Source organism: Pseudorhodoferax sp. Leaf267, assembly GCF_001422405.1.
Taxonomy (GTDB): domain Bacteria; phylum Pseudomonadota; class Gammaproteobacteria; order Burkholderiales; family Burkholderiaceae_C; genus Pseudorhodoferax.
Window position 1 is genome coordinate 1,481,269 of the sequence record NZ_LMMV01000001.1, and the last position, 24,027, is coordinate 1,505,295.

23 protein-coding genes are annotated in these 24,027 nt (G+C 69.3%); 15 read left to right on the forward strand and 8 right to left on the reverse strand.

Annotated features, from left to right (window positions below; translation table 11 throughout):
- Nucleotides 1–45: 45 nt before the first annotated feature.
- The 3 genes from ASF43_RS31335 to ASF43_RS06590 form a co-directional block, all read right to left on the reverse strand.
- Nucleotides 46–642 carry a PEP-CTERM sorting domain-containing protein gene (locus ASF43_RS31335; RefSeq protein WP_235578149.1) on the reverse strand — a complete coding sequence of 199 codons (597 nt, stop codon included), beginning with the start codon at nt 640–642 and terminating at the stop codon, nt 46–48.
- 88 nt (nt 643–730) lie between these two features.
- A complete protein-coding gene (locus ASF43_RS06585) occupies nt 731–1,936 on the reverse strand; it encodes a VanZ family protein (RefSeq protein WP_162241774.1) in 1,206 nt (401 codons plus the stop codon).
- Nucleotides 1,933–2,376: a YbaN family protein gene (locus tag ASF43_RS06590; protein ID WP_056177850.1), complete on the reverse strand. Its 444-nt coding sequence runs from the start codon at nt 2,374–2,376 to the stop codon at nt 1,933–1,935. The genes ASF43_RS06585 and ASF43_RS06590 overlap by 4 nt, the downstream gene beginning before the upstream one ends.
- An 87-nt stretch (nt 2,377–2,463) precedes the next feature.
- Here ASF43_RS06590 and ASF43_RS06595 point away from each other — a divergent pair, with 87 nt between their 5' ends.
- The gene (locus ASF43_RS06595; RefSeq protein WP_056177852.1) at nt 2,464–4,512 is read left to right on the forward strand and encodes a diguanylate cyclase domain-containing protein; all 2,049 of its coding nucleotides are present in this window, start codon (nt 2,464–2,466) and stop codon (nt 4,510–4,512) included.
- Between the two features lie 88 nt (nt 4,513–4,600).
- Complete coding sequence (locus ASF43_RS06600) at nt 4,601–4,891, forward strand: YkvA family protein (protein WP_056177854.1); 291 nt, start codon at nt 4,601–4,603, stop codon at nt 4,889–4,891.
- Between the two features lie 49 nt (nt 4,892–4,940).
- Here the strand turns inward: ASF43_RS06600 and ASF43_RS06605 are convergent, their stop codons facing one another.
- Nucleotides 4,941–5,810 carry a pirin family protein gene (locus ASF43_RS06605; protein WP_056177856.1) on the reverse strand — a complete coding sequence of 290 codons (870 nt, stop codon included), beginning with the start codon at nt 5,808–5,810 and terminating at the stop codon, nt 4,941–4,943.
- A 197-nt stretch (nt 5,811–6,007) separates the two neighbouring features.
- Here ASF43_RS06605 and ASF43_RS06610 point away from each other — a divergent pair, with 197 nt between their 5' ends.
- Entirely contained in the window at nt 6,008–6,598 is a 591-nt protein-coding gene (locus ASF43_RS06610) for a molybdopterin-dependent oxidoreductase (RefSeq protein ID WP_056177858.1), read from the forward strand.
- Nucleotides 6,599–6,719: 121 nt separating this feature from the next.
- Here the strand turns inward: ASF43_RS06610 and ASF43_RS06615 are convergent, their stop codons facing one another.
- Nucleotides 6,720–8,051, reverse strand: coding sequence for an MFS transporter (locus ASF43_RS06615; protein WP_056177860.1), 1,332 nt, complete (start codon nt 8,049–8,051; stop codon nt 6,720–6,722).
- A 177-nt stretch (nt 8,052–8,228) separates the two neighbouring features.
- On the opposite strand from ASF43_RS06615, the gene cyoA reads away from it, so the two are divergent.
- From cyoA to ASF43_RS06650, 7 genes are read left to right on the forward strand one after another with little or no spacing between them, the layout of a single operon-like run.
- Nucleotides 8,229–9,239, forward strand: a complete 1,011-nt coding sequence (cyoA, locus tag ASF43_RS06620; RefSeq protein ID WP_082497679.1) for a ubiquinol oxidase subunit II — start codon at nt 8,229–8,231, stop codon at nt 9,237–9,239.
- A gap of 9 nt (nt 9,240–9,248) precedes the next feature.
- Nucleotides 9,249–11,252: a cytochrome o ubiquinol oxidase subunit I gene (cyoB, locus tag ASF43_RS06625; protein ID WP_056178187.1), complete on the forward strand. Its 2,004-nt coding sequence runs from the start codon at nt 9,249–9,251 to the stop codon at nt 11,250–11,252.
- A complete protein-coding gene (gene cyoC, locus ASF43_RS06630; protein WP_056177862.1) occupies nt 11,245–11,913 on the forward strand; it encodes a cytochrome o ubiquinol oxidase subunit III in 669 nt (222 codons plus the stop codon). Before cyoB ends, cyoC begins: the two co-directional genes overlap by 8 nt.
- Nucleotides 11,913–12,332, forward strand: coding sequence for a cytochrome o ubiquinol oxidase subunit IV (gene cyoD, locus ASF43_RS06635; protein ID WP_056177864.1), 420 nt, complete (start codon nt 11,913–11,915; stop codon nt 12,330–12,332). Before cyoC ends, cyoD begins: the two co-directional genes overlap by 1 nt.
- Complete coding sequence (locus ASF43_RS06640) at nt 12,329–13,063, forward strand: SURF1 family protein (RefSeq protein ID WP_056177866.1); 735 nt, start codon at nt 12,329–12,331, stop codon at nt 13,061–13,063. The genes cyoD and ASF43_RS06640 overlap by 4 nt, the downstream gene beginning before the upstream one ends.
- A 37-nt stretch (nt 13,064–13,100) precedes the next feature.
- Complete coding sequence (locus ASF43_RS06645; RefSeq protein ID WP_082497647.1) at nt 13,101–14,438, forward strand: ATP-binding protein; 1,338 nt, start codon at nt 13,101–13,103, stop codon at nt 14,436–14,438.
- Nucleotides 14,428–14,970: a response regulator transcription factor gene (locus ASF43_RS06650; protein WP_056177869.1), complete on the forward strand. Its 543-nt coding sequence runs from the start codon at nt 14,428–14,430 to the stop codon at nt 14,968–14,970. The genes ASF43_RS06645 and ASF43_RS06650 overlap by 11 nt, the downstream gene beginning before the upstream one ends.
- A gap of 7 nt (nt 14,971–14,977) precedes the next feature.
- Here the strand turns inward: ASF43_RS06650 and ASF43_RS06655 are convergent, their stop codons facing one another.
- The 3 genes from ASF43_RS06655 to ASF43_RS06665 all read right to left on the reverse strand — a co-directional run bounded on the left by ASF43_RS06655 (nt 14,978) and on the right by ASF43_RS06665 (nt 17,343).
- Nucleotides 14,978–15,565 carry a hypothetical protein gene (locus tag ASF43_RS06655; RefSeq protein ID WP_056177871.1) on the reverse strand — a complete coding sequence of 196 codons (588 nt, stop codon included), beginning with the start codon at nt 15,563–15,565 and terminating at the stop codon, nt 14,978–14,980.
- A gap of 280 nt (nt 15,566–15,845) precedes the next feature.
- Nucleotides 15,846–16,841: a tripartite tricarboxylate transporter substrate binding protein gene (locus ASF43_RS06660; RefSeq protein ID WP_056177873.1), complete on the reverse strand. Its 996-nt coding sequence runs from the start codon at nt 16,839–16,841 to the stop codon at nt 15,846–15,848.
- Nucleotides 16,842–16,953: 112 nt separating this feature from the next.
- Nucleotides 16,954–17,343 carry a RidA family protein gene (locus tag ASF43_RS06665; protein ID WP_056177875.1) on the reverse strand — a complete coding sequence of 130 codons (390 nt, stop codon included), beginning with the start codon at nt 17,341–17,343 and terminating at the stop codon, nt 16,954–16,956.
- Nucleotides 17,344–17,492: 149 nt separating this feature from the next.
- Here ASF43_RS06665 and ASF43_RS06670 point away from each other — a divergent pair, with 149 nt between their 5' ends.
- The 5 genes from ASF43_RS06670 to ASF43_RS06690 are packed head-to-tail and all read left to right on the forward strand — an operon-like array spanning nt 17,493 to nt 24,026.
- The gene (locus tag ASF43_RS06670) at nt 17,493–19,058 is read left to right on the forward strand and encodes an ABC transporter substrate-binding protein (RefSeq protein ID WP_056177877.1); all 1,566 of its coding nucleotides are present in this window, start codon (nt 17,493–17,495) and stop codon (nt 19,056–19,058) included.
- Nucleotides 19,059–19,061: 3 nt separating this feature from the next.
- Complete coding sequence (locus ASF43_RS06675) at nt 19,062–20,003, forward strand: ABC transporter permease (protein WP_056177879.1); 942 nt, start codon at nt 19,062–19,064, stop codon at nt 20,001–20,003.
- Nucleotides 20,000–20,839, forward strand: coding sequence for an ABC transporter permease (locus tag ASF43_RS06680; protein ID WP_056177882.1), 840 nt, complete (start codon nt 20,000–20,002; stop codon nt 20,837–20,839). Before ASF43_RS06675 ends, ASF43_RS06680 begins: the two co-directional genes overlap by 4 nt.
- Before the next feature lie 2 nt (nt 20,840–20,841).
- Entirely contained in the window at nt 20,842–22,737 is a 1,896-nt protein-coding gene (locus ASF43_RS06685) for a dipeptide ABC transporter ATP-binding protein (protein ID WP_056177884.1), read from the forward strand.
- A complete protein-coding gene (locus ASF43_RS06690) occupies nt 22,737–24,026 on the forward strand; it encodes an amino acid deaminase (RefSeq protein ID WP_056177887.1) in 1,290 nt (429 codons plus the stop codon). The genes ASF43_RS06685 and ASF43_RS06690 overlap by 1 nt, the downstream gene beginning before the upstream one ends.
- Nucleotide 24,027: the final 1 nt, after the last annotated feature.

A 24,027-nucleotide genomic window follows, 5' to 3' on the forward strand; every position in this document is an offset into this window, starting at 1 on the left:
CGCTGAAGACACCGGCATGCCCTGCGTCTGCCGGTGCGCGGGCCTTCAAGCCTGCCTGCGGCGCCGGCTGGCGCCCAGGCCTGCGAGGCCCAGCCCTGTGAGCGCCAGCGTTGCCGGCTCGGGAACCAGGCTCGGGTCGCTCGCAGCGTAGACGCGTCCGTCCACGCTGTACGAGAAGCTGGTGATGCTGGTGGGAAGCACGCTGTGGCCATTGATCAACGCAGTGCCGCTGATCGACGACTCGGGAATGGGGCCATCGACCACGCCGACGCCGGAGCCGAAGTTGCCGCGGAGCATGACCAGGCACTCCGGCACATGCAACGGTGCTGCGTTGGCGTTGAAAGACTTGGGGTCCGCGCTCAATGCGCCCAGGTTGTGCTGTGACATGGGCGACCCGCATCGAGCGCCGCCAACGTCAAGGAAGAAGCCCAGCAGGCCCGGCCCGCCGTAGTAGCCACCGGTGAGCCCACCATTGGCATTGATCTCGGCCCCGCGGACGGTGTCGTAGGCCATCCAGAACGTCATCGGCAGCTCTCGCTCGATGTAGTAAGCCGTCCCGGTGAAGTCCACCCGCACCACTGCGGCTTGTGCGCTCAGCGCTACGCCTGCCGCAAGGCCCAAGCCCGCGGCGATCTCTCGCAATCTCATTCATCTGCTTTCTGCATGCCGGCACCATGGCCTGCCAGCGTGGCCGGGCGCGAGCGTAACCGAGCCACGAAGGCCTGGACACTCAGACCGGCGGACCCCGCCGCAAGTGCTGCGGCTCCAGCACCGCCACCAGCCACCCCATGCCCGCCACCCACAGCACGGAGGAGATCTCCGCCGTGCGGCCCGGCAGGTAGCGCTGCAGGTATTCGCAGGCCAGGACCAGCACGGCGAGCAGCACCACGCTGGCACGTGCCGATGCGCCCAGGCGTGCGGCACTCCACAGCATGGCGCCATACACCAGGCATTCGAACGCCACGGTGGGCAGCACGCGGTGGATGCCGTTTTCCAGCGAGGACGTGAACGGCACCCAGTGCATCGGCGTGGGCTCTGCCATCAGCCGGTACGGCGCCAGCGCGTAGACCAGGTAGGTGCACCCCGCCACGCCCATCATCAGCAACCAGGCCTGCCGCTCGGGCGCGCGCGCGATGCGCCCCCACAGCAGCGGGCCCGCCGCGATGCCCAGCACCACGGCCAGGCCGGGCGATTGCCAGATGACGACGAACTTGCCCATCAGCACCGCCAGCGTGGCGGCCACGGCGGCCCTGCGCAGATGGCGCTGCCAGCCCAGCGAATGCACGGCCCAGGCCAGCGCATGCAGGCCGATCACGGTCATGCCCAGGTGCAGCAGCAGGCGGCGCGGCTGCCACAGGTCTTGCTGCCACAACGACTTGAGGTTCGCCGCCAACGTCGAGCGGTCCAGCGTGGGCACCAGCGGGAACAGCTCGGCCACGATCCACAGCCCGACCAGCGCCAGCGCCAGCCGGTGCACGGCCTCGAAGCGCGCGTGCGCCTGCAGTAGGCGCTGCACGCCGCGCGCCGTGAGCATGCCCACGCCCCAGCCCAGGACATGGCCGACCATGTTGAACACGATGTCGGCAGCCGCCGGGATGCGCGGCAGGTAGATCTGCAGCCACTGCAGCACGCTCGCGAACACCAGCGCCAGCACGAACCAGGCCAGGAAGCCCGCCCGCATGCGGCCTCGCGCGTCGAAATACCAGGCCAGCACGCAGCCCAGCGGCAGGAACAGCACGATGTTCTCGACCAGGTCGGTGCGGCCGACGCGGCCCGACACCACGAATGCCTGCGGCGCGTCGAAGTTCCAGGCGAAGGGGTACAGCGAGCCGTAGGCGATGGCCACGAGCAGGATGGCGATGGCCGTGCGCAGCGCGAACAGCCGGCGCTCGGCAGGGGCTGCGGCGGCGGCCGGCCGGGCCGCGGGGTTGCTCACCCGCTCACGCCCGCCAGCGGCGGCTCCGGCCGCAGCCAGAGCCAGCACAGCACCGCGGCCATGCAGCCCGTGGCCAGGGCCGCCACCCACCAGCGGTTGGCCGTCCACCACAACAGGCCGGCGCACAGCGACATCGCCACGCTGGCATTCCACTTGGAACGCCGGCTCACCCAGCCACCGCGCTCCCAGTCGGCGATCGGCTTGCCGAATACCGGATGCGCCAGCAGCCAGCGGTGCAGCCGCGGCGAACTGCGTGCTGCGGCCCAGGCCGCGACCAGCAGGAACACGGTGGTCGGCAAGCCCGGCACGAAGATGCCCACCACGCCCGTGGCCAGCGACACCCAGGCCAGCAGCAGCAGCAGCCAGCGCCACGGCGCGGCCAGTGGCGCGGGTGCGGGCGCGGGCCGGGTGGCGTCGGCAGGGTCTGGCGGGTTGGGCATGGCGAGCCTGCATTCTGGCGCAGCCTTCGATTCGTTCACAATCAAGCGCAAATAAGAGAGCACATATTGCCTATGACTGAGCAAGTCATGCCTGCCACCACCGCCGCGCCTGCGCCGCGCCGCCGCGGGCTCACGGCCTGGATCGCCGTCGCGCTGGCCTGGGCCGTGCTGATTGCCGCGCTGGTGCTGCTGGGTTTCGTGGAGCGCTTCGCGCGCGAGCACGCCACCCGCACCGCCACCACCGCCCTGCAGCAGATCGGCTGGCAGATGCGCGACCAGCTGGACCGGGGCATGGCCTACCGCTACGAGGAGCTGCGCGTCCTGGCCGGCCTGCGCGAGCTGCAGCCCGGCAGTGCCCCCGAGCAGGTGCGCGAGACGCTGGAGCGCGTGCAGCAAAGCTTTCCGCTCTATGCCTGGCTGGGCTACGCCACGCGCGATGGCGTGGTCGAGGCCGCCACAGGCGACCTGCTGCGCGGGCAGAACGTGGCCCAGCGGCCCTGGTTCCAGGGCGGCTCGCAGGGCGCGTTCGTGGGCGACCTGCACGCCGCCGTGTTGCTGGAAAAGCTGCTGCCCAGCCAGTCCGAGCCCTGGCGCTTCGTCGACATCGCGATGCCGGTCTACGACGCGCGCGGCGGGCTGGCCGGCGTCGTGGGCGCCCACCTGAGCTGGCAATGGGCACGCGACCTGCAGCGCAGCCTGCTGGCGCCGGTCGCCTCCAGCTACCAGGTCGAGCTGTTCGTCGTCGACGCCGCCGGCCAGGTGCTGCTCGGCCCGGCCGGCACGGAAGGCAAGCCCCTGGGCCTGGCCGATGCCATCGCCGCCCTGCGCGCGCCGGCCTCGCGCATGCGCGCCTGGCACGACGGGCTGCGCTACGCCACGGCCATCGTGCCGACCGCGGGCCACGGCAACTACCCGGGCCTGGGCTGGGTCGTCGTGGCGCGCCAGTCCGAGAGCGAGGCCTTCGCCGATTACCACCAGCTGCAGCGCGAGATGCTGCTGGGCGGCGTGATCGTGTGCCTGCTGGCCACGCTGTGCGCGCCGCTGCTCGCGCGCCGGCTCACGCGCCCGCTGTCGCAGCTGACCCAGGCGCTGGAGGTGCGCGCGCGCGACCCGAGCGCACCGATTCCGCGGCTTACGCAGTACCGCGAGGTCGACCTGCTGTCGCGCGTGCTGGCGGACGCCGCCGACAAGGCCCTGCTGTACCGCGAGGAGCTGGAACGCCTGAACGCCAGCCTGGAAGAGCGCATCGAGCGGCGCACGGAGCAGATCCGCGCCAGCCAGGCGCAGCTGCGCACCATCACCGACAACATTCCGGCCCTGGTGGCCGACGTCGATGCCGACCTGCGCTTTCGCTTCGCGAACCAGGCCTATGCCGCATGGTTCGGCGTGGAGCCGGACGAGCTGATCGGCACGCCGATGGCCGCGCTGTATGGCGACGACGCGATGCGGCAGTGGGCGCCGCAGCTCGAGCGTGTGCTGCGGGGCGAACGCGTGGAATTCGAGCGCAGCATGGTCGTGGGCGGGCGGCGCCAGCACAGCAACGCCATCTACCTGCCGCAGCGCGATGCCGACGGCCGGGTCGACGGCTTTCACGCGCTGGTCTTCGACGTGACGGTGCACAAGGAACTGGAGCTGCGCCTGCAGGCCGAGGCCACGCACGATGCGCTGACCGGCCTGCCCAACCGCCGCCATGTGCTGCAGTACCTGCCCAAGGCGTTGGTGCGTGCCGACCGCACGGGCCACCACCTGGCGCTGCTGTTCCTGGACCTGAACGGCTTCAAAAAGGTCAACGACACGCATGGCCACGAGGCTGGCGACCAGCTGCTGCAGCAGGTCGGCCGGCGGCTGCAGGGGGTGCTGCGCAGCAGCGACACCGTGGCGCGGCTGGCCGGCGACGAGTTCGTGGTGCTGCTGGAGCCGGTGTCCGACCCCGCCGCCGACCCGCAGCGCGTGGCCGCCAAGATCGACGCCGCCCTGCGCGAGCCGTTCGCGCTGGACGCTGCCACGGTGCGCGTCTCGGTCAGCACCGGAGGCGCGGTGTACCCGCCGGGCAGCGGGCGCTCGGCCGAAGACCTGCTGTCGGGCGCGGACACGGCGATGTACGCGGCCAAGAAGTCCGGCCAGGCCGGGCGCTGAAAGCAGGCGTTACATCTGGCGCTCTTGCAGGGGCGCCGCCTGTCCCCACCTCAGCGCTGGGCATGTGCCCGCGATGAGGAACCCGTCCATGTGGAAACGCCTGTCCGTGCTGTGGACCCTGGTCCGCGGCGACCTGAAGAAGCTCTGGTGGGCGCTGCGCGACCCGCGCGCTCCTGGCTGGCTCAAGGCTGCCACGGCCGGCCTGGTGCTGTACCTGCTCTCGCCGATCGACCTGCTGCCCGACGCGATCCCGTTCCTGGGCGTGATGGACGACGTGATCCTGCTGCCGCTGGCGGTGCGCTGGCTGCTGGCCAGGCTGCCGGCGGGTCTGCAGGCGGATCTGGAGGCTCGCATGGGAGCCTCCGCGCGCGCCACCTGACCGGCGACGGCACCGCCGGCAGCAGGGCCTGCCATGCCGCGGATGGGCCTCAAGCCGCCTGCGGCATCCGCCCGAAGCGCCCGCTGTTGAAGTCGGCGATCGCCTGGCGGATCTCGGCTTCGCTGTTCATCACGAACGGGCCGTAGCCGACCACGGGCTCGTCGATCGGCTCGCCGGCCAGCCACAGCACGGTCGCCTCGCCATGGGCCTCGATCTGCACGGCCGTGCCGTCGCGCTCGAAGTGCACCAGCTGCCCTTCACGCGCGACTTCGCCATTCACCAGCACCGTGCCGCGCAGCACGACCAGGGCCAGCGTGTGGCCTTCGGTCGCCGTGAAGCGCCCCACCCCGCCCGGCACCAGCCGCATGTCCCACACGTCCATCGGCGTGAAGCTGCGCGCCGGGCCGCGGTGGCCGTCGAAACTGCCCGCAATCACGCGCACGCGGCCCGCCCCCTCGGGCAGGTCGACGCTGGGGATGTCGGCGTCCCGCAGCGTCTGGTAGCCCGCCGGGGCCATCTTGTCCCGAGCCGGCAGGTTGACCCACAGCTGCACCATCTCCACCGTGCCGCCGCTCTTGGTGAATGCGGGCGAGTGGAATTCCTCGTGCACGATGCCGCCGGCCGCCGTCATCCACTGCACGTCGCCCGCGCCGATCAGGCCGCCAGCGCCGGTGGAGTCGCGGTGCGCCAGCTCTCCCTGGTGGACGATGGTGACGGTCTCGAAGCCGCGGTGCGGGTGCGAGCCCACGCCACGCGGCTGCGTGGCAGGCTCGAAGTGCGTGGGCGCGGCATGGTCCAGCAGCAGGAACGGGCTGAGCTGGCGGCCCAGGCCGTCGTAGCCGAACAGCGAACGCACGGGAAAGCCGTCGCCCACCCAATGCGGACGCGGCGCGCTGTGGACACCCAGGATCTTCTTCATGGCAATGCACTCCTTGCGGTGGCCGCGGCAAACACGCTGCGGCCTGTGGGGGAGATGCGGGCGCAACGCCGGATGCATAGAGGCGCTGCGCCGGCCACACCGTCCTGCCGGTGGAACGCCGGACCGGGCGCGGCAGACTGGAAACCGCCCCAATCCCGCACCCATAATGTTCTCGCAAACAGACAAGAAAGGCGCCCATGCACAAGAGACACTTCCTCGCCGCCGCGGCTGCCGCCGGCGCGTTGCCGCTCGCGACCACGGCCGCGGCCCAGGCCAGTGCCAAGGCCAGGCCGACCCTGCTGACCGTGGGCGGCCTGATCGGCAAAGGCAACCGCGGCCCGCTGGACAAGGCACTGGACCAGATGATGGCCAAGCATGGCGTCGCGTTCAGCAAGGCCTTCACATTCAGCGCCGAGAGCCTGCAGGCCCTGCCGGCGGTCAGCATCCGGCCCACGCTGGAATACGACAACAAGAAGCACAAGCTGACCGGCCCGCTGCTGACCAGCGTGCTGGCCGCCGCTGGCGTCGACACGAACGCGAACCTGCCGGTCGGTCTGCGCGCGGTGGACGGCTACAACGCCAAGATCGATCTGGCCGACATCAAGGCCTACCGCATGATCGTCGCCACGCACCTGGACGACCAACCCATGGCGCTGGGCGGCCTGGGGCCGCAGTGGGCGGTGTACGACGCGGACGTGCTGCCCGCGTTCAGGGACAAGCCGGTGACCGATCGCTTCGCGCTGTGCCCCTGGGGCATGTACTACATCGACGTCGCAGCAAAAACCTGACCACCCCCGTCTGGCCACTCAAGGGGGCGCCGCCAGCGCCCGGGCGGAGCCCGTTGCGCGCCGGCTGCCGGCAGGGCCTGCGCCGCGGCCGCGTGATGGGCCTTGGCCTGCGAGCCGGTGGTCAGTCGCGCGATTCGAGCTTGCGGTTCAGGCTCAGTGCGCCGAGCGTGCAGGCCGCGCCCGACAGCAGATACACGCTGACGTAGCCCAGCCCGAAATTGGCCGACAGGCCCAGCGCCACCAGGGGCGCGAAGGCCGCGCCGATCAGCCAGGCGATATCGGACGTGAGCGCCGCACCCGTATAGCGAAACCGCGGGCTGAAGTTGGACGTCACCGTGCCGGCGGCCTGGCCATAGGACAGGCCCAGCAGCACCGACCCCAGCAGGATGAACACATCCTGGCCCAGCGTGCCGCCGTCCAGCAACGTGGGCGCGAAGCCGCTGAACACGGCGATCAATGCGGCCAGCGAGCCCAGCGTGCGGCGCCGGCCATAGCGGTCGGCGATCCAGCCCGAGGCCACGATGCCGCCGGCGCACAGCACGCCGCCCACCATCTGCACCACGAGGAAGCCGGGGATCGATTGCTCGGTGTACAGGTTGATCCAGGACAGCGGGAACACCGTGACCAGGTGGAACAACGCATAGCTGGCCAGCGCGGCGAACGCACCGATGACCACGTTCGTGCCCTGCTGGCTGAGCAGCTCGGTGGCCGAGACGGGCTGCAGTTCCTGCTTGTCCAGCAGCTCCGTGTATTCCTGCGCCGCGACCAGGCGCAGGCGCGCGAACAGCGCCACCACGTTGATCGCAAAGGCCACGAAGAAGGGATAGCGCCAGCCCCAGGTCAGGAAGTCGGCATGGGTCAGGCTGCTGTAGAGGTAGGCGAACAAGGCGCTGGCGATGATGAAGCCGACCGGCGCGCCGAGCTGGCCCAGCATTGAATACCAGCCACGCCGGTCCTTGGGCGCGTTCAGCGCCAGCAGCGAGGGCAGCCCGTCCCACGAGCCGCCCAGTGCCAGTCCCTGGCCGATACGCAATGCGGCCAGCAGCCAGACGGCCGTGATGCCCAGCGTGGTGGTGCTCGGCAGGAAGGCGATGCCGGCCGTCGAGCAGCCCATCAGGAACAGCGCGAGGGTGAGCTTGGTGGCCCGGCCCCAGCGCCGCTGCACCGCCATCGACAGCACCGTGCCGAACGGGCGCGCCACAAAGGCCAGCGCGAACAGCGCGAAGGCCCACAGCGTGCCCTCCAGCCGCTCCAGGTGCGGGAAGAACACCGACGGGAACACCAGCACCGAGGCGATGCCGTAGACGAAGAAGTCGAAATACTCGGACGTGCGGCCAATCACCACGCCGACCGCGATGTCGCCCGGGTCGACATGGTGCTCGCTCTCCGGCGCGGCTCCGCCGGGGCGGTCGAACTGGTTCCCCGGCACGGATGTGTGGCTGATGCTGGACATGTTCTCTCAATGAACCTGTTGGTGAAGGCACTATAAACGTATACGCTCCAATCACGCCCCTGCTGGACGTGGGACAAAACGTCCTATCGCCGCCCTCCTTGCCGGGAGCTACCATTCGCGCGCTTTCCGCAATCGGGATTTCCCGTGTGCGATTTACGGACCTCTGCCATGTACCGCATGCGTCTACTCACATCACTCCGGGCTGTGGCCCTGCTGGCCCTGGCCGGCCTGCTGGCCGGCTGCAGCAAAATGGTCGTGCTCTACCCGGCGGGCGACATCGCGGCGCAGCAGGGGCGCCTGGTCGTCATTGCCACCGTGCTCATGCTGCTGATCATCGTGCCGGTGATCGTGCTGATCCTGCTGTTCGCCTGGCGCTACCGCCAGGGCAGCCAGCATGCCGAGACCGAGTACGACCCCGATTGGCACCACTCCACCAAGCTCGAACTCGTGATCTGGGCCGCACCGCTGGTCATCGTGATCGCGCTGGGCGCGCTGACCTGGATCACCACGCACCAGCTCGACCCTTACCGCCCGCTGGACCGCATCGCGCCCGGCCGCCCCGTGCACCAGGGCGTCACGCCGCTGGAGGTGCAGGTGGTCGCGCTGGACTGGAAGTGGCTGTTCTTCTACCCCGAGCAGGGCATCGCCACCGTCAATGAGCTGGCCGCGCCGGTGGACCGGCCGATCCGCTTCACGCTGACGTCCAGCCACACCATGAACGCGTTCTACATTCCGGACCTGGCCGGCATGATCTACACCATGCCCGGCATGCAGACCGAGCTGAACGCCGTCATGAACAAGGCCGGCGTGTACCAGGGCATGTCCTCGCACTACAGCGGCGCCGGCTTCTCGGGCATGACGTTCAAGTTCCACGGCCTGTCGGACGCCGACTTCGCGGCCTGGGTGGCCAAGGCCAAGGCCGAGGGCAAGCCGCTGTCGCGCGACGCCTACCGCAACCTGGTCAAGCCGAGCGAGCGCAACCCGGTGGAGCGCTTCGCCTCCGTGGAGCCCGGCCTGTACCAGCGCGTGCTGAACCTGTGCGTGGAAGAAGGCCAGCCCTGCATGCACGCCACCATGGCCCAGGACGCCCAGCGCAACCAGAGCTACCGGGCCGGCCAAAAGCTGGCGGCCGCAGCCGAAGGCGCCATCTGCACCGCTGAAACGCGCAAAGACCTCGAGATTTTCTGAGCCATGGCCATGACCGAACACACGACCGCGCCCGCGCACTGGCTGCTGGGCCGCATCACCTGGGACTCGATCCCGATGGCCCACGAGCCCATCCTGCTGTGGACCTTCATCGCCGTCTCGCTGGGGGGCCTGGGCCTGTTGGCCGTCCTGACCAAATACCGCGTCTGGGGCCCGCTGTGGCGCGACTGGCTGTGCAGCATCGACCACAAGCGCATCGGCATCATGTACATGATCCTGGGCATCGTGATGCTGCTGCGCGGTTTTGCCGACGCCATCATGATGCGCCTGCACCAGGCCATGGCCTTCGGCGACAACATGGGCTATTTGCCGCCGCACCACTACGACCAGATCTTCACGGCGCACGGCGTGATCATGATCTTCTTCGTGGCGATGCCGCTGGTCACCGGCCTCATGAACTACCTGGTGCCGCTGCAGATCGGCGCGCGCGACGTGGCCTTCCCGTTCCTGAACAATTTCAGCTTCTGGATGACGACCGCCGGGGCCGCGCTGGTCATGGTGTCGCTGTTCCTGGGTGAGTTCTCCACCTCCGGCTGGCTGGCGCTGTCCAACCTGGGGCACCAGAACCCGGGGGTCGGGCTGGACTACTACATCTGGGCGCTGCAGATCGCGGGGGTGGGCACCACGCTGTCGGGCATCAACCTGCTGGTGACCATCATCAAGATGCGCGCCCCCGGCATGGACCTCATGAAGATGCCGATCTTCACGTGGACCTCGCTGTGCACCAACGCGCTGATCGTGGCCTCGTTCCCCATCCTCACGGCCGCGCTGGTGCTGATGAGCCTGGACCGCTTCGTCGGCACGAACTTCTTCACGAACGACCTGGGCGGCAACCCCATGCTGTACGTGAACCTGATCTGGATCTGGGGCCACCCCGAGGTCTACATCCTGGTGCTGCCGGCCTTCGGCGTGTTCTCCGAAGTGGTGGCCACGTTCAGCCGCAAGCGCCTGTTCGGCTACACCTCCATGGTCTACGCCACGGTGTGTATCACCATCCTGTCGTACCTGGTCTGGCTGCACCATTTCTTCACCATGGGCTCGGGCGCCAGCGTGAACAGCTTCTTCGGCATCACGACCATGATCATCTCGATCCCGACGGGCGCGAAGATCTTCAACTGGCTGTTCACCATGTACCGCGGCCGCATCCGCTTCACGGTGCCCATGCTGTGGACCATCGGCTTCATGGTCACCTTCGCCATCGGCGGGATGACGGGTGTGCTGCTGGCCGTGCCGCCGGCCGACTTCGTGCTGCACAACAGCCTGTTCCTGATCGCGCACTTCCACAACGTGATCATCGGCGGTGTGGTGTTCGCCATGTTCGCCGGCATCAACTACTGGTTCCCCAAGGCCTTCGGCTACCGGCTCGACGAGTTCTGGGGCAAGTGCTCGTTCTGGTTCTGGCTGGTGGGCTTCTGGGTGGCGTTCACGCCGCTGTACATCCTGGGCCTGATGGGCGTGACGCGCCGCGTGAGCCATTTCGAGGACACCTCGCTGCAGATCTGGTTCCAGATCGCCGCCGTGGGTGCCTTCCTGGTGGCGCTGGGTATCGCCAGCTTCATGATCCAGCTGGGCGTGAGCTTTTTGCGCCGCGACCAGTTGCGCGACGTGACGGGCGACCCCTGGGACGGCCGCACGCTCGAATGGGCCACGTCCTCGCCGCCGCCGCAGTACAACTTCGCGTTCACGCCCGTCGTGCATGACATGGACGCCTGGTGGGACATGAAGAAGCATGGCTACCAGCGTCCGCTGTCCGGCTACAAGCCCATCCACATGCCGCTGAACACGGGCTCCGGCGTCGTGATCTCCGGCCTGTCGCTGGTGCTGGGCTTCGCGCTGATCTGGCACATGTGGCCGCTGGCCGCTGCCTCGTTCGCCGCCATCGTCGTGGCCTCCATCGCCCACACCTTCAACTACAAGCGCGACTACCACATCCCGGCGAACGAAGTCACCGCCGCCGAGAACGCGCGCACCCAACTGCTGGCCCGCCATGTCTGATATCGCCTACCCTGCCGGCCACGCCACGGCCCTGGGCCCGCGCCACCAAACCGGCGCGGCCGACCACGACGGCCCGCGCGTCTACCACCTGGCGGAAGAACCGCATCCGGAGAACGGCACGGCGCTGGGCTTCTGGATGTACCTGATGAGCGACTGCCTCATCTTCGCCGCCCTGTTCGCCACCTACGGCGTGCTGGGCCGCAACTACGCGGGCGGCGCGGGCGGTGCCGAGCTGTTCGACCTGAAGCTGGTGGCCATCAACACGGCCTTCCTGCTGCTCTCGTCCATCACCTTCGGCTTCGCCATGCTGCAAAAGCAGCAGAACAACAAGGGCGGCACGCTGGCCTGGCTGGCCGTGACCGGTATGTTCGGCCTGTGCTTCCTGGCGGTGGAGCTGTACGAGTTCTACCACCTGATCCACGAAGGCGCGACGCCGCAGAGCAGCGCCGCCATGTCGGCCTTCTTCACGCTGGTCGGCACGCACGGCCTGCACGTCACTTTCGGCTCGATCTGGCTGGTCGTGCTGATGGTGCAGATCGCCAAGCACGGCCTGATCCGCGAGAACAAGCGCCGGCTGATGTGCCTGTCGATGTTCTGGCACTTTCTGGACGTGGTCTGGATCGGCGTCTTCACCTTTGTCTACCTGATGGGAGTGCTTTGATGAGCACGCATGCGCACCACGACGGTCACCATGACAGCCATGACGACCACCACGACGACGGCCCGCACGTCACGATGCGCGACTACGTGATCGGCTTCGTGCTGTCCGTCATCCTCACGGCCATCCCGTTCTGGCTCGTCATGAACAAGGTCATCGAGAACCGCACCGTCGCCGTGCTGGTGCTGGGCGGCCTGGCGATTGCGCAGATCCTCGTGCACATGGTGTATTTCCTGCACATGAACGGCAAGATCGAAGGCGGCTGGACCATGCTGTCCACCATCTTCACCGTGGTCTTCGTCGGCATCGCCATCGCCGGCACCTTGTGGGTCATGTTCTACATGAACGCCAACATGATGCCCTCGCACAACGGCGACCCGGCCCAGCAGCAACACCCGCACCAGCACCAAGTCACGCAATGACGGCGCGGCAGGCGCGCGGCCTGCCCTGGCTGCTGGCGGGCGCCGTGCTGCTGTTCGCCGGCTTCGCCGCGCTGGGCACATGGCAGGTGCAGCGCATGGGCTGGAAGCACGCGCTCATCGAGCGCATCGACGCCCGCGTGCACGCCGCGCCGACCGCACCGCCAGCCGCGCAGGACTGGCCGGCGGTCACCGCGTCCCCCCTGGATTTCGAATACCGCCGGCTGCGCCTGGACGGCGAGTTCCTGCACGGCCACGAGGTGCTCACGCAGGCCACCACCACGCTGGGCGCGGGCTTCTGGGTGCTGACGCCGCTGCGCCTGGCCGATGGCAGCGTGGTGCTCGTGAACCGCGGCTTCGTGCCGCCGGACCGGCGCGAGCCCGCCACGCGACAGGCCGCGCCACCGGCCGGCCCGGTCAGCGTCATCGGCCTGCTGCGCATCAGCGAGCCGCATGGCGGCTTCCTGCGCAAGAACGATCCGGCCGCCAACCGCTGGCATTCGCGTGACGTGGCGGCGATCGCTGCCGCGCGCGGCCTGCCCGCCGGCCGCGTGGCGCCCTACTTCGTGGACGCCGAGGCCACGCCCGCGGGACAGTGGCCGGTCGGCGGCCTCACGGTGCTGCGCCTGCCCGACAGCCACCTGGTCTATGCCGTCACCTGGTACGTGCTGGCGCTGATGGTGGCCGGCGCAGGCGTGTACGTGTGGCGCAGCGCGCGCCAGCCGCAAGCCTGAGCCACAGCCCCGCGCGGCGCACCGACAATCCCGGCCCATGCCGCTGACATCGCCCCCCGCCCTGCCGTTCCTCGCCTCGCGCCAGAGCGCGCCTGGCGAAGCGGCGGGCCTGAAGAACCTGCAGCAGCTCATCCAGCTGCGCTGGATCGCCGTGTTCGGCCAGGTGCTGACCATCGAGGTCGTGCACTACGGGCTGCGCATCGCGATCCCGATCGAGTCCATGCTCACGGTGCTGGCCGGGCTGGTGGCCATCAACGTGCTCAGCGTGATCCGCCTGCGCACGGGCCGCCGCGTGACCAGCGCCGAGCTGCTGGTGGCGTTGCTGGTGGACGTGGCCGCGCTGACGGCACAGCTCTACCTCTCCGGCGGTGCCAGCAACCCCTTCGTGTTCCTGTACCTGCTGCAGGTGATCCTGGGCGCGGTGCTGCTGCCGGCATGGGCCACCTGGGCGATGGTGGCCGTCACGACCGCCTGCTTTGCCGCGCTGGCGCTGTGGGCCCAGCCGCTGCCGCTGCCGGCCGACTACCACCGCGGGCTGGCCAGCCCCTACATGGTCGGCATGCTGGTGTGCTTCGCGTTGAATGCGGCGCTGCTCGTGACCTTCATCGCGCGCATCGTGGGCAACCTGCGCGAGCACGACCTGCGCCTGGCCGCACTGCGCCAGCGTGCCGCCGAAGAGGACCACATTGTGCGCATGGGCCTGCTGGCCTCGGGCGCAGCGCATGAGCTGGGCACGCCGCTGTCCACTCTGGCCGTGATCCTGGGCGACTGGCAGCACCTGCCGCATTTCAGCTCCGAGCCCGAGCTGGCCAACGACGTGGCCGAGATGCAGGCCCAGGTCGCGCGCTGCAAGTCCATCGTCAGCGGCATCCTGCTGTCGGCCGGCGAGGCGCGCGGCGAATCGTCCAGCGCGACCACGGTCGCCGCGTTCCTCGATGGCGTGGTGCAGAACTGGCGCCGCGCGCGCCCATCGCCGGGCTTCACCTACACCAATGCGTTCGGCGACGACCTGCCCATGGTGTCCGACTCCGCGCTCAAGCAGATGATCGGCAATGTGCTGGACAACGCGCTCGACGCTTCGCCGCACGCCGTGCACCTGCACGCCTCGCGCGAGGCCGACCAGCTCGTGCTGACCGTGCGCGACAGCGGCCCCGGCTTCCTGCCCTACATGCTCAAGCAGATCGGCAAGCCCTACCAGTCCAGCAAGGGCCGGCCCGGCGGCGGGCTGGGCCTGTTCCTCGTGGTCAACGTTGCGCGCACACTGGGGGGCACGGTGGCGGCGCACAACCGGCCCGAAGGCGGCGCCGAGGTGCGCATCAGCCTGCCGCTGGCCGCCATCACCCTGTCCGAGGAGGACGACGCCGATGCCATCTGAAGACCCACGCCGCCTGCTGATCGTCGAAGACGACGCGGCCTTCGCGCGCACGCTGGCGCGCTCCTTCGAGCGGCGCGACTACGCCGTGCGCGTGGCCGCCAGCCTGGAGCAGCTGACGACGCAACTGCAGAGCTTCGCGCCCGGCTACGCCGTGGTCGACCTCAAGCTGCAGGGCGAGGCCTCGGGCCTGGCCTGCGTGCGCGCGCTGCATGCGCACGATGCCGACATGCTGATCGTCGTGCTGACCGGCTTTGCCAGCATCGCCACCGCGGTGGAGGCCATCAAGCTGGGCGCCTGCCACTACCTGGCCAAACCCTCGAACACCGATGACATCGAGGCCGCGTTCGGCCGCGCCGAGGGCACGATCGAGGTCGAGCTCACGAACCGCTCCACGTCGATCAAGACGCTGGAGTGGGAGCGCATCCACGAGGTGCTGGCCGAGACCGGCTTCAACATCTCCGAAACCGCGCGCCGGCTGGGCATGCACCGGCGCACGCTGGCGAGGAAGCTGGAGAAGCAGCAGGTGCGTTGAGCGCGGTTCAGTAACGGTGGACGGGAACGCCGTGCTCGGAGACGAGGATGTTCTGCGCCATCACGTACAACGTGCTGCCTGACAGGTACAGCGCGATCTCGCCGTCGCCGTTGATGGTCTTGGTGTCGTAGCAGATGGTGCCTTTCGGATAGGTGATGCAGTCGTTCGCGACGGCAGGCCCTTCCACCTTGAACCGGACATTGCTCATGAGTATGCGAGCCTTGTCGACCCTGAGGTTGCCGGGCAACTCCGTGCTGCGGACGAGGACGTCGCTCGCCGACAGGTACTCCAGTTGCGCGGGCGCGCTCCATGCGTGCGTCCCCAGCACACTGCCGGTGCAGTCGGCGTTCTCGTAGGTGACGTTCTCCCGCTTGAAGCCATGGAGGCGGTTGACTTCACTCGTCACAACCAGGTTGAAGCGGGTGTGATTGAGGTCGCACGCCGAATAGGACCCGACATACTTGTCGAGCATGCCGGCCGGCCCGGCAGGCGGGCCGATCGGCTCGAACTCGTCGTCATCCCCGCCCCCGCCGCCACAGGCCGCCAGCATCGCCAGCGCCCCCGTCGCCATCGCACACTTGAGCGTGTTCCTCATCTGCTCTCTCCCACCGGACCGCACCGCGAAGTGCGGATTGACACGGGCCTGAGTCCGCCCGTGCGAGGCAAGAACCCAAGACGATGGGTGACAGGCGCTTGCAAACAATCAGATGGTCGAATGCATGACCAACACCCTGCGCATGAGCATAGTCAGGGCCGATCGACAGTTGAGGCCGCAGCCGCCGGGCGGCCTGCGCGGCCCGATGCAAGGCGCGTGCAGGCGCCTTGTTGACGACAGTAGAAAGAACGAAAGGCACCGCCCGAGGGGCGGGCCGCACTCAATCCAGCTTGATGCCCAGGTCCACCGCCACCTTGATCCACATCGGCACTTCGGCGTCCCAGTCCTTGCGCGTGCCGGCCAGGTTCTTGGGCTTGTTGGGGATGCCGAAGTTCTCGCGCAGCTTGGCGCCGCGCTCGGTCTCCACGCAGGCCACGGCCACCTTGTTCAAGGCCTGCAGCACCGCCTCCGGGGTGCCGGCAGGGGCCATCAGCGCCAGGCCGCCCTCCAGGCCCACCAAGGGCGTATCGATGCCCTGCTCCACGAGCGTGGGCACGTCGGGCATCTTGGGCGAGCGGTACTTGCCGGTCACGCCGATGGGGCGCACGCCGCGGCCCTGCACGGTGGCGAAGGCCTGATAACTGCCGATCCCGATCTGCGTGGCATTGCCGGCCACGTCGATCCACATCGGCGACTCGCCCTTGTAGTTGATGGTCTGGATCTTGGTGCCGGCGTGGCGGTTCAACTGGTCGGCCACCAGGTGCGGGTACGAGCCCGGCGCGTAGCTGGCCATGTTGACCTGCTTCTCCCTCGCAAAGGCGATGAACTCGCGCATGTTCTTCGCCGGCACATCGGGGGCCACGGCCACGGCCAGAGGGCCGGAGGGGAACAGCGCGACCGGCGTCAGGTCCTTGTCCAGGTCGTAGGGCAACTTGCTGTAGAGCACGCGGTTCTGCCACACCGTGCCGGAGGTGGAGACCAGCAGCGTGTAGCCATCGGCCGGCGCCTTGGCCACCTGGCTGATGCCGATGATGGCGCCGCCGCCGGGCTTGTTGTCCACCACCGCCGGCTGTCCCAGCGTCTGGCTCAAATGGTCGGCGAACAAACGCGCGTAGGCATCGGTCAGCCCGCCGGGCGGAAAGGGCACGACGATGCGCACTGGCTTGTCGGGCCAGCGCGCAGGCTGCGCGTGCAGCCCGGGCCACACGCTGGCGGCGGCAACGGCGGCTGCGCCCTGCACGATGCGGCGGCGCGAGAGTTCGGGGGAAAAGGCCATGCGGGTGTGTCTCCTGAAGTGGTGCAAGCAGCGCGTCGGCACCTGGGCCGCGCGCCGCCTGCATCATCGCCACCCGCGGCGGCTGCCGTGCCTAGCGGATTCCCCGAGGAACTTACGCCTTGGGCTTGTACGCGATCACGTCGATCTCGACCTTGGCGTCCACCATCAGCCGCGCCTCGGTGGTCGAGCGCGCCGGCTTGCCGTTCGGGAAGAAGCCCATGTAGACGCGGTTGAACGCGCCGAAGTCGCGCGCATCGTCAAGCCAGATCGTGCACTTGCAGACGTCGTCGAAATCGGCACCGGCCAGCGCCAGCGCGGCGCGCACGTTCTCCAGCACCTGGCGCGTCTGCGCCTCGATGCCGCCGCCGACCAGCTCGCCGTTCGCGTCCACAGGCACCTGGCCGGAGACGTAGACGAAGTCCCCCGCGCGCACGGCAGGCGACAAGGGGCGGGCCTGGCGGTCCGAGGCGATGGGCGGAAGGCCCAGGTATTCGAGTGGCATCACAAAGCTCCTGACACAATCAAATATTGAAAGTAATTTTCAATAATACGGGTAAACCCTGGCACAAAACCTGCATCCTGGCGAATATCTTAGCCGTTATTGAAATTTACTTTCACACTTTTGGTGCAAGCCGCGTCTCAGGAGAACCCATGAAGCCCGCCATCCCCACGTACCGCCCCATCCCTCTGTTGCGCCGCACCGTGCTGGCGCTGGCCTGCCTGGCGCCCTGCGCCAGCGTGGTGCAAGCGCAGGCCCCTGCGCCGCGCGCCTACGCGACGCTGGCCATGGTGGCCGAGCCGCAGACGCTGGACCCGATGGCCTCCACGGCCGACTTGGTCGGCACCATCATGCAGCACGTCTACGAGCCGCTCTACACCTTCGACGCCAAGTGGGCCGTGGTGCCCATGCTGGCCGAGGCCGCACCCAGGATCTCCGCCGACGGCAAGACCTACGCCATCACGCTGCGCAAGAACGTGCAGTTGCACAGCGGCCGCGCGCTGACCGCCGACGACGTGGTCGCCAGCCTGCAGCGCTGGATGGAGCAGTCGCCGCGCGGCAAGGCCGTGGGCAAGCAGGTCGAGCGCATCGCCGCCAAGGGCCCGCTGGGTGTTGAGATCGTGCTCAAGGAACCCTACGCCCCGCTGCTCGCGCAACTGGCGCTGCCCAGCGGCATGGCCGCCATCATGGCCAAGGAATCGATCGCGACGCCGCTCAAGGAATTCGTCGGCACCGGGCCCTACCGCTTCAAGGAACGCCGGCCCGACCAGTTCGTGCTGCTGTCGCGCTTCGACCAGTACACGGCGCGCAGCGAGCCGGCCAACGGCTACGGTGGCAAACGCGAAGCCGCCATCGCCGAGCTGCGCTTCGTGCCGGTGCCGAACGCCAACACGCGCGTGGAAGGCGCGCTGGCTGGCCAGTACGACTTCGCCGACCTGCTGCCCACCGAGTCGCTGCCGCGCCTGGAAAAGGCCGCCGGCAAGACCGTGCCGATCATGACGCCGTCCTTCGGCTTCCCCTACCTGGTGCTCAACACCAAGGAAGGCGTGATGGCCAGCGCGCCGCTGCGCCAGGCCGTGCAACAGGCGCTGGGCACGGGCGAGATGCTCGCCGCAGGCTTCGGCGACACGCGCTTCTTCACGGTCGAGGCCAACCACTTCCCCAAGGGATCGCCGTTCTACAGCGAGGCCGGCAGCGCCGCCTACAACCAGCGCAACGCGCCCAAGGCCAAGGAGGCCGCGGCCAAGGCCGGCTACCAGGGCCAGCCCATCCGCGTGCTGACCAGCCGGCAGTACGACTTCCACTACAACATGTCGCTGCTGATGGCCGAGCAGCTCAAGCGTGCCGGCTTCAAGGTCGACCTCAACGTGGTCGACTGGGCCACGCTGGTGCAGCGCCGCAACGACGCCAAGCTGTGGGACATCTACGTGACCCACTCCGGCCAGTTCCCCGAGCCCATGCTGTCGCCGCCGCAACTGGGCGACGGCGCGCCCGGCTGGTGGGAGACGCCGACCAAGCAGGCCGCGCTGGCCGCCTTTAACGCCGAGCCCAACCCCGCCAAGCGCGCCGCGCTGTGGGGCAAGGTGCAGCAGCTGGTCTATGACGAGGTGCCCTACATCAACGTGGGCAAGTTCAGCGGCCTGTCGGCCAGGAGCCCGGCGCTCGACAACTACCAGCCCGCGACCTGGCCGTTCTTCTGGAACGCAAAGATCAAGTAAGCCATGGCCAAGTTCATCCTGTCCAAGGCCGCCGGAATGCTGGCCGTGCTGGCCATCGTCGCGGTGCTGGTCTTCGTGCTCACGCGCGCGGCCTCGGGCGACCCGGTGGCGGTGCTGCTGGGCGACCAGGCCACGGCGGCCGACATCGCGCGCGTGCAGGCCCAGTACGGGCTGGACCGGCCGCTGCCGATGCAGTTCGGCTACTGGCTGCGCGAGGTGCTGCAGGGCAACCTGGGCGACTCGATCTTTTTGCAGCGCCCCGTCACGCAGGCGCTGGCCGAGCGCGCCGAGCCCACGGCCCTGCTCACGCTGATGGCGGTCGGCATCGCCGCGCTGATCGGCATCCCCTGCGGCATCGTCTCGGCCGTGTGGCGCGGCCGCGCGGTGGACCAGTTGTTCACGGGCGTGGCCATGCTCGGCGCCAGCGTGCCCAGCTTCTGGCTCGGCATCGTGCTGATCCAGCTGTTCGCGGTGTCGCTGGGCTGGTTCCCGGTGTCAGGGTACGGCCAGCCCGACGCCTCGCTGGCCGAGCGCCTGCACACGCTGGTGCTGCCGGCCTGCGTGCTGGGCCTGCTCAACTCGGCGCTGATCATCCGCTTCACGCGCGCGTCCATGCTCGACGTGCTGGGCGAGGACTACGTGCGCACGGCCCGCGCCAAGGGCCTGGGCGAAGGCGTGGTCGTGCTCAAGCATGCGCTGCGCAACGCGCTGGTGCCCATCGTCACCGTGGTGGGCCTGACCATGGCGCTGATGATCGGCGGCGCCGTCGTCACCGAGACCGTGTTCGGTCTGCCCGGCGTGGGCAACCTGGTGGTGGGTGCCGTGCTGCGGCGCGACTACCCGGTGATCCAGGGCGCGCTGCTGGTCATCGCGGCGATCTACGTGTTCATCAACTTCGCGATCGACATGCTGTACGCCGTGGTCGATCCCCGGGTCAAGGTATGAAGCTTCCTCCCCTGCTCCAGCAACTGCTGCGCCGGCGCATCGTGCTGTTGTCCGCCGTGATCCTGCTGGCCATCGTGGTGCTGGCCGTCGGCGCGCCGCTGTTCGCCTCGGCCGACCCCAACGACACCGCCATCCTCGACCGGCTCAAGGCGCCGAGCGAGGCGCACCTGATGGGCACGGACGAGCTCGGCCGCGACCTGTACGCCCGCATCGTGCATGGCGCGCGCTACTCGCTGGCCATCGCCGCGCTGACGGCTGCCGGCTCGGTGCTGGCCGGCACGCTGCTGGGCCTGGTGGCCGGCTTCTTCCGCCGGCTCGACGCGCCGCTCATGCGCGTGGTGGACGCCATGATGTCCTTCCCCGACATCCTGCTGGCCATCGCGCTCGTGGCCATCCTCGGGCCCTCGCTGGGCAACGTGGTGCTGGCCCTGGTGCTGGTCTACACGCCGCGCGTGGCGCGCGTGGTGCGTGCGTCCACGCTGGTGGTGCGCGAGCTGCTGTTCGTGGAGGCCGCGCGGGCCATCGGCGCGCGCACGCCGCACATCCTGTGGCACCACGTGCTGCCCAACCTGATGTCGCCCATCCTCGTGCAGGCCTCGTTCATCTTCGCCTACGCCATCCTGGCCGAGGCCGGGCTCTCCTTCCTGGGCGTGGGCATGCCGCCCGAGATCCCCACCTGGGGCACCATGGTGGCGGGCAGCCAGCAGTACGCACACCAGGCCTTCTGGGTCGTGCTGTTCCCGGGCCTGGCCATCATCCTCACGGCACTGTCACTGCAACTGCTGGGCGACGGCGTGCGCGACGCGCTGGACCCCAAACTCAAGAAAGCGGTGTGACCATGGATGCCACCACCCTGGCGCGCCCCGTCGCGCCGGCGCTGGCCCTGCCCGAAGGCCGCGTGCTGGCCGTCGACGACCTCAGCGTGCATTTCCGCGGCCCACAGGGCCAGAGCGTCGATGTCGTGCGCAGGCTGGGCTTCACGGTCGAGCGCGGGCAGACGCTGGCCATCGTCGGCGAATCGGGCTCGGGCAAGTCGGTCACCTCGCTCGCGCTGATGCGGCTCATCGAGCACGGCGGCGGCCGCATCGCGAGCGGCAGCGCGCTGCTGCGCCGGCGCAACGGCCAGGTGCTGGACCTCGTGCCGGCCGCGCCTGCGCAGATGCGCGAGGTGCGCGGCGCCGACATCGCCATGATCTTCCAGGAGCCCATGACTTCGCTGAACCCCGTGTTCACCGTGGGCGAGCAGATCGCCGAGTCGGTGCGCGTGCACCAGCACATGGACCGCACCGCCGCGCTGGCCGAGGCGCTGCGCATGCTGGAGCTCGTGCGCATCCCCGAGGCGCGCAACGTGCTGGGCCGCTACCCGCACCAGCTCTCGGGCGGCATGCGCCAGCGCGTGATGATCGCCATGGCGCTGTGCTGCAAGCCGCAGCTCTTGATCGCCGACGAGCCCACGACCGCGCTGGACGTGACCATCCAGGCGCAGATCCTGCAGCTCATCCGCCAGCTGCAGGAAGAGATGCGCATGGGCGTCATCTTCATCACGCACGACATGGGCGTGGTGGCCGAGGTGGCCGACCGCGTGCTGGTCATGCTGCGCGGCGACCGCGTGGAAGAAGGCACGACGGACGCCGTGTTCGCGCGCCCCGAGCATGCCTACACGAAGGCCCTGCTGTCGGCCGTGCCGCGCCTGGGCGCCATGCAGGGCAGCGAGCTGCCGCGGCCCTTCGAGCTGCTGCGCGTGGACGATGCCGCGCCCGTGGCGGCCGAGCCCACGAGCGACACGCGCCAGCCCGGCGCCGCGCCGCTGCTGCGCGTGAAGAACCTGGTCACGCGCTTCGACCTCAAGGGCGGCCTGTTCGGCAAGCCCACGCGGCGCGTGCACGCGGTCGAGCAGGTCAGCTTCGACCTGCACCCGGGCGAGACGCTGGCGCTGGTTGGCGAATCGGGCTGCGGCAAGTCGACCACGGGCCGCTCGCTGCTGCGCCTGGTGGACTGCCAGGGCGGCGCCATCGAGTTCGGCGGCCGCAACATCCTCACGCTGCCTACCAACGAAGTGCAGGCCCTGCGCCGCGACATCCAGTTCATCTTCCAGGACCCGTTCGCCTCGCTGAACCCGCGCAAGACCGTGGGCTTCTCGATCCGCGAGCCGCTGCTGATCCACAAGGTGGCCGAGGGCAGCGCGGCCGACGCCCGCGTGCAATGGCTGCTGCACAAGGTGGGCCTGCCGCCCGAAGCCGCCCAGCGCTACCCGCACGAGTTCTCGGGCGGGCAGCGCCAGCGCATCGCGATCGCGCGCGCCCTGGCGCTGGAGCCCAAGCTCATCGTGGCCGATGAATCCGTGTCGGCACTCGACGTGTCGATCCAGGCGCAGATCGTGAACCTCATGATGGCGCTGCAGCGCGAGATGGGCGTGGCCATCCTGTTCATCTCGCACGACATGGCTGTGGTCGAGCGCATCAGCCACCGCGTGGCCGTGATGTTCCTGGGCCAGATCGTGGAGATCGGGCCGCGCCGCGCGGTATTCGAGAACCCGCAGCACGCCTACACGCGCAAGCTGATGGCGGCGGTGCCCGTGGCGGACCCCGCGCGCCGCCATGGCGGGCGCGCGCTGATCGAGGGCGATATCCCGAGCCCCATCCGCGCCGTGGGCGACGAGCCCGTGGTGCAGCCGCTGGTACAAGTCGGCCCTGGCCATTTCGTGGCCCGCCATTCCATCGCCGGAATCTACTGATGAACGACACCTTGCTCGACCCCCAGCTGGACGCCAGCTACAAGGGCTATCCCCGCACCCAGCCGCCGCGCGCGCGCAGCCAGATCGGCCAAGCCGGCTGGAACGTGCTGGCCGGCGACCTGCCGCTGCCCATCGCCTTGATCCGGCGTGACGCCCTCGCCCACAACCTGGCCTGGATGCAGCAGTACGCGCGCAGCCAGGGCGTGGACATGGCGCCGCACGGCAAGACCACCATGTCGCCGCAGCTGTTCGCGCGCCAGCTCGACGCAGGTGCCTGGGGCATCACGTTCGCCACGGTGGCGCAGCTGGCCATCGGCGTGGCAGCGGGCGCACGCCGCACGCTGATCGCCAACCAGGTCGTGGCCGACGACGACCTGGCCGGCATCCGCGGCCTGCTGGCGGCGCACGCCGACCTGCGCGTGGTGTTCCTCGTCGACTCGCTGGCGCAGCTGGCACTCATCGACGACTGGCATGCACGCCAGGGCCGCCCCGGTGTCTTCGAAGTGATGCTGGAGATCGGCGTGGCCGGCGGCCGCACCGGCTGCCGCACGCAGGACGAGGCCCTGGCCCTGGCCCGCGCCGTGCGCGCCAGCGCCGCCACGCGCCTGGTCGGCATCGAGTGCTATGAGGGCCAGGGCGCCACCGGCCAGAGCGCACCCGACACTGCCTATGCCAACACGCTGATGGACCGCGTCGACGCCCTGGCCCGCGCCTGCGTGGCCGAGGATCTATTCGAGGCCGACGAGCTGCTGTTCTCGGCCGGCGGCTCGGCCATCTTCGACCTGGTGGCCGGCCGGCTGCGGCCCACGCTGGGCCGGCCCGTGCGCGGTCTGCTTCGCTCGGGCTGCTATGTCACGCACGACCATGGCTTCTACAAGCGCATGGTCGACGCGGTGGACCAGCGGCTGGGCTGCGATTGCGGCGAAGGCCTGCGGCCCGCGCTGGAGGTCTGGGCCACCGTGCAGTCGCGGCCCGAGCCGCGGCTGGCCATCGTGGCCGTGGGCCGGCGCGACATCTCGTTCGACCTGTCGCTGCCTGTGCCCATCGCACGCGCCGCGCGCGGCAGCCTCGCGCCCGCCGGCGTGCCCGCCAGCTGGGCCATCACCGCGCTGAACGACCAGCACGCCTACCTGCGCTGGGAGGAAGCCGACGACGCGCTGGCGCCGGCCGTGGGCGAGCGCATCGGCCTGGGCATCTCGCACCCGTGCACCACCTTCGACAAGTGGCGCTGGATGCCGGTGGTGGACGAAAGCCTGAACGTGGTCGACGCCATCACCACTCAGTTCTGAC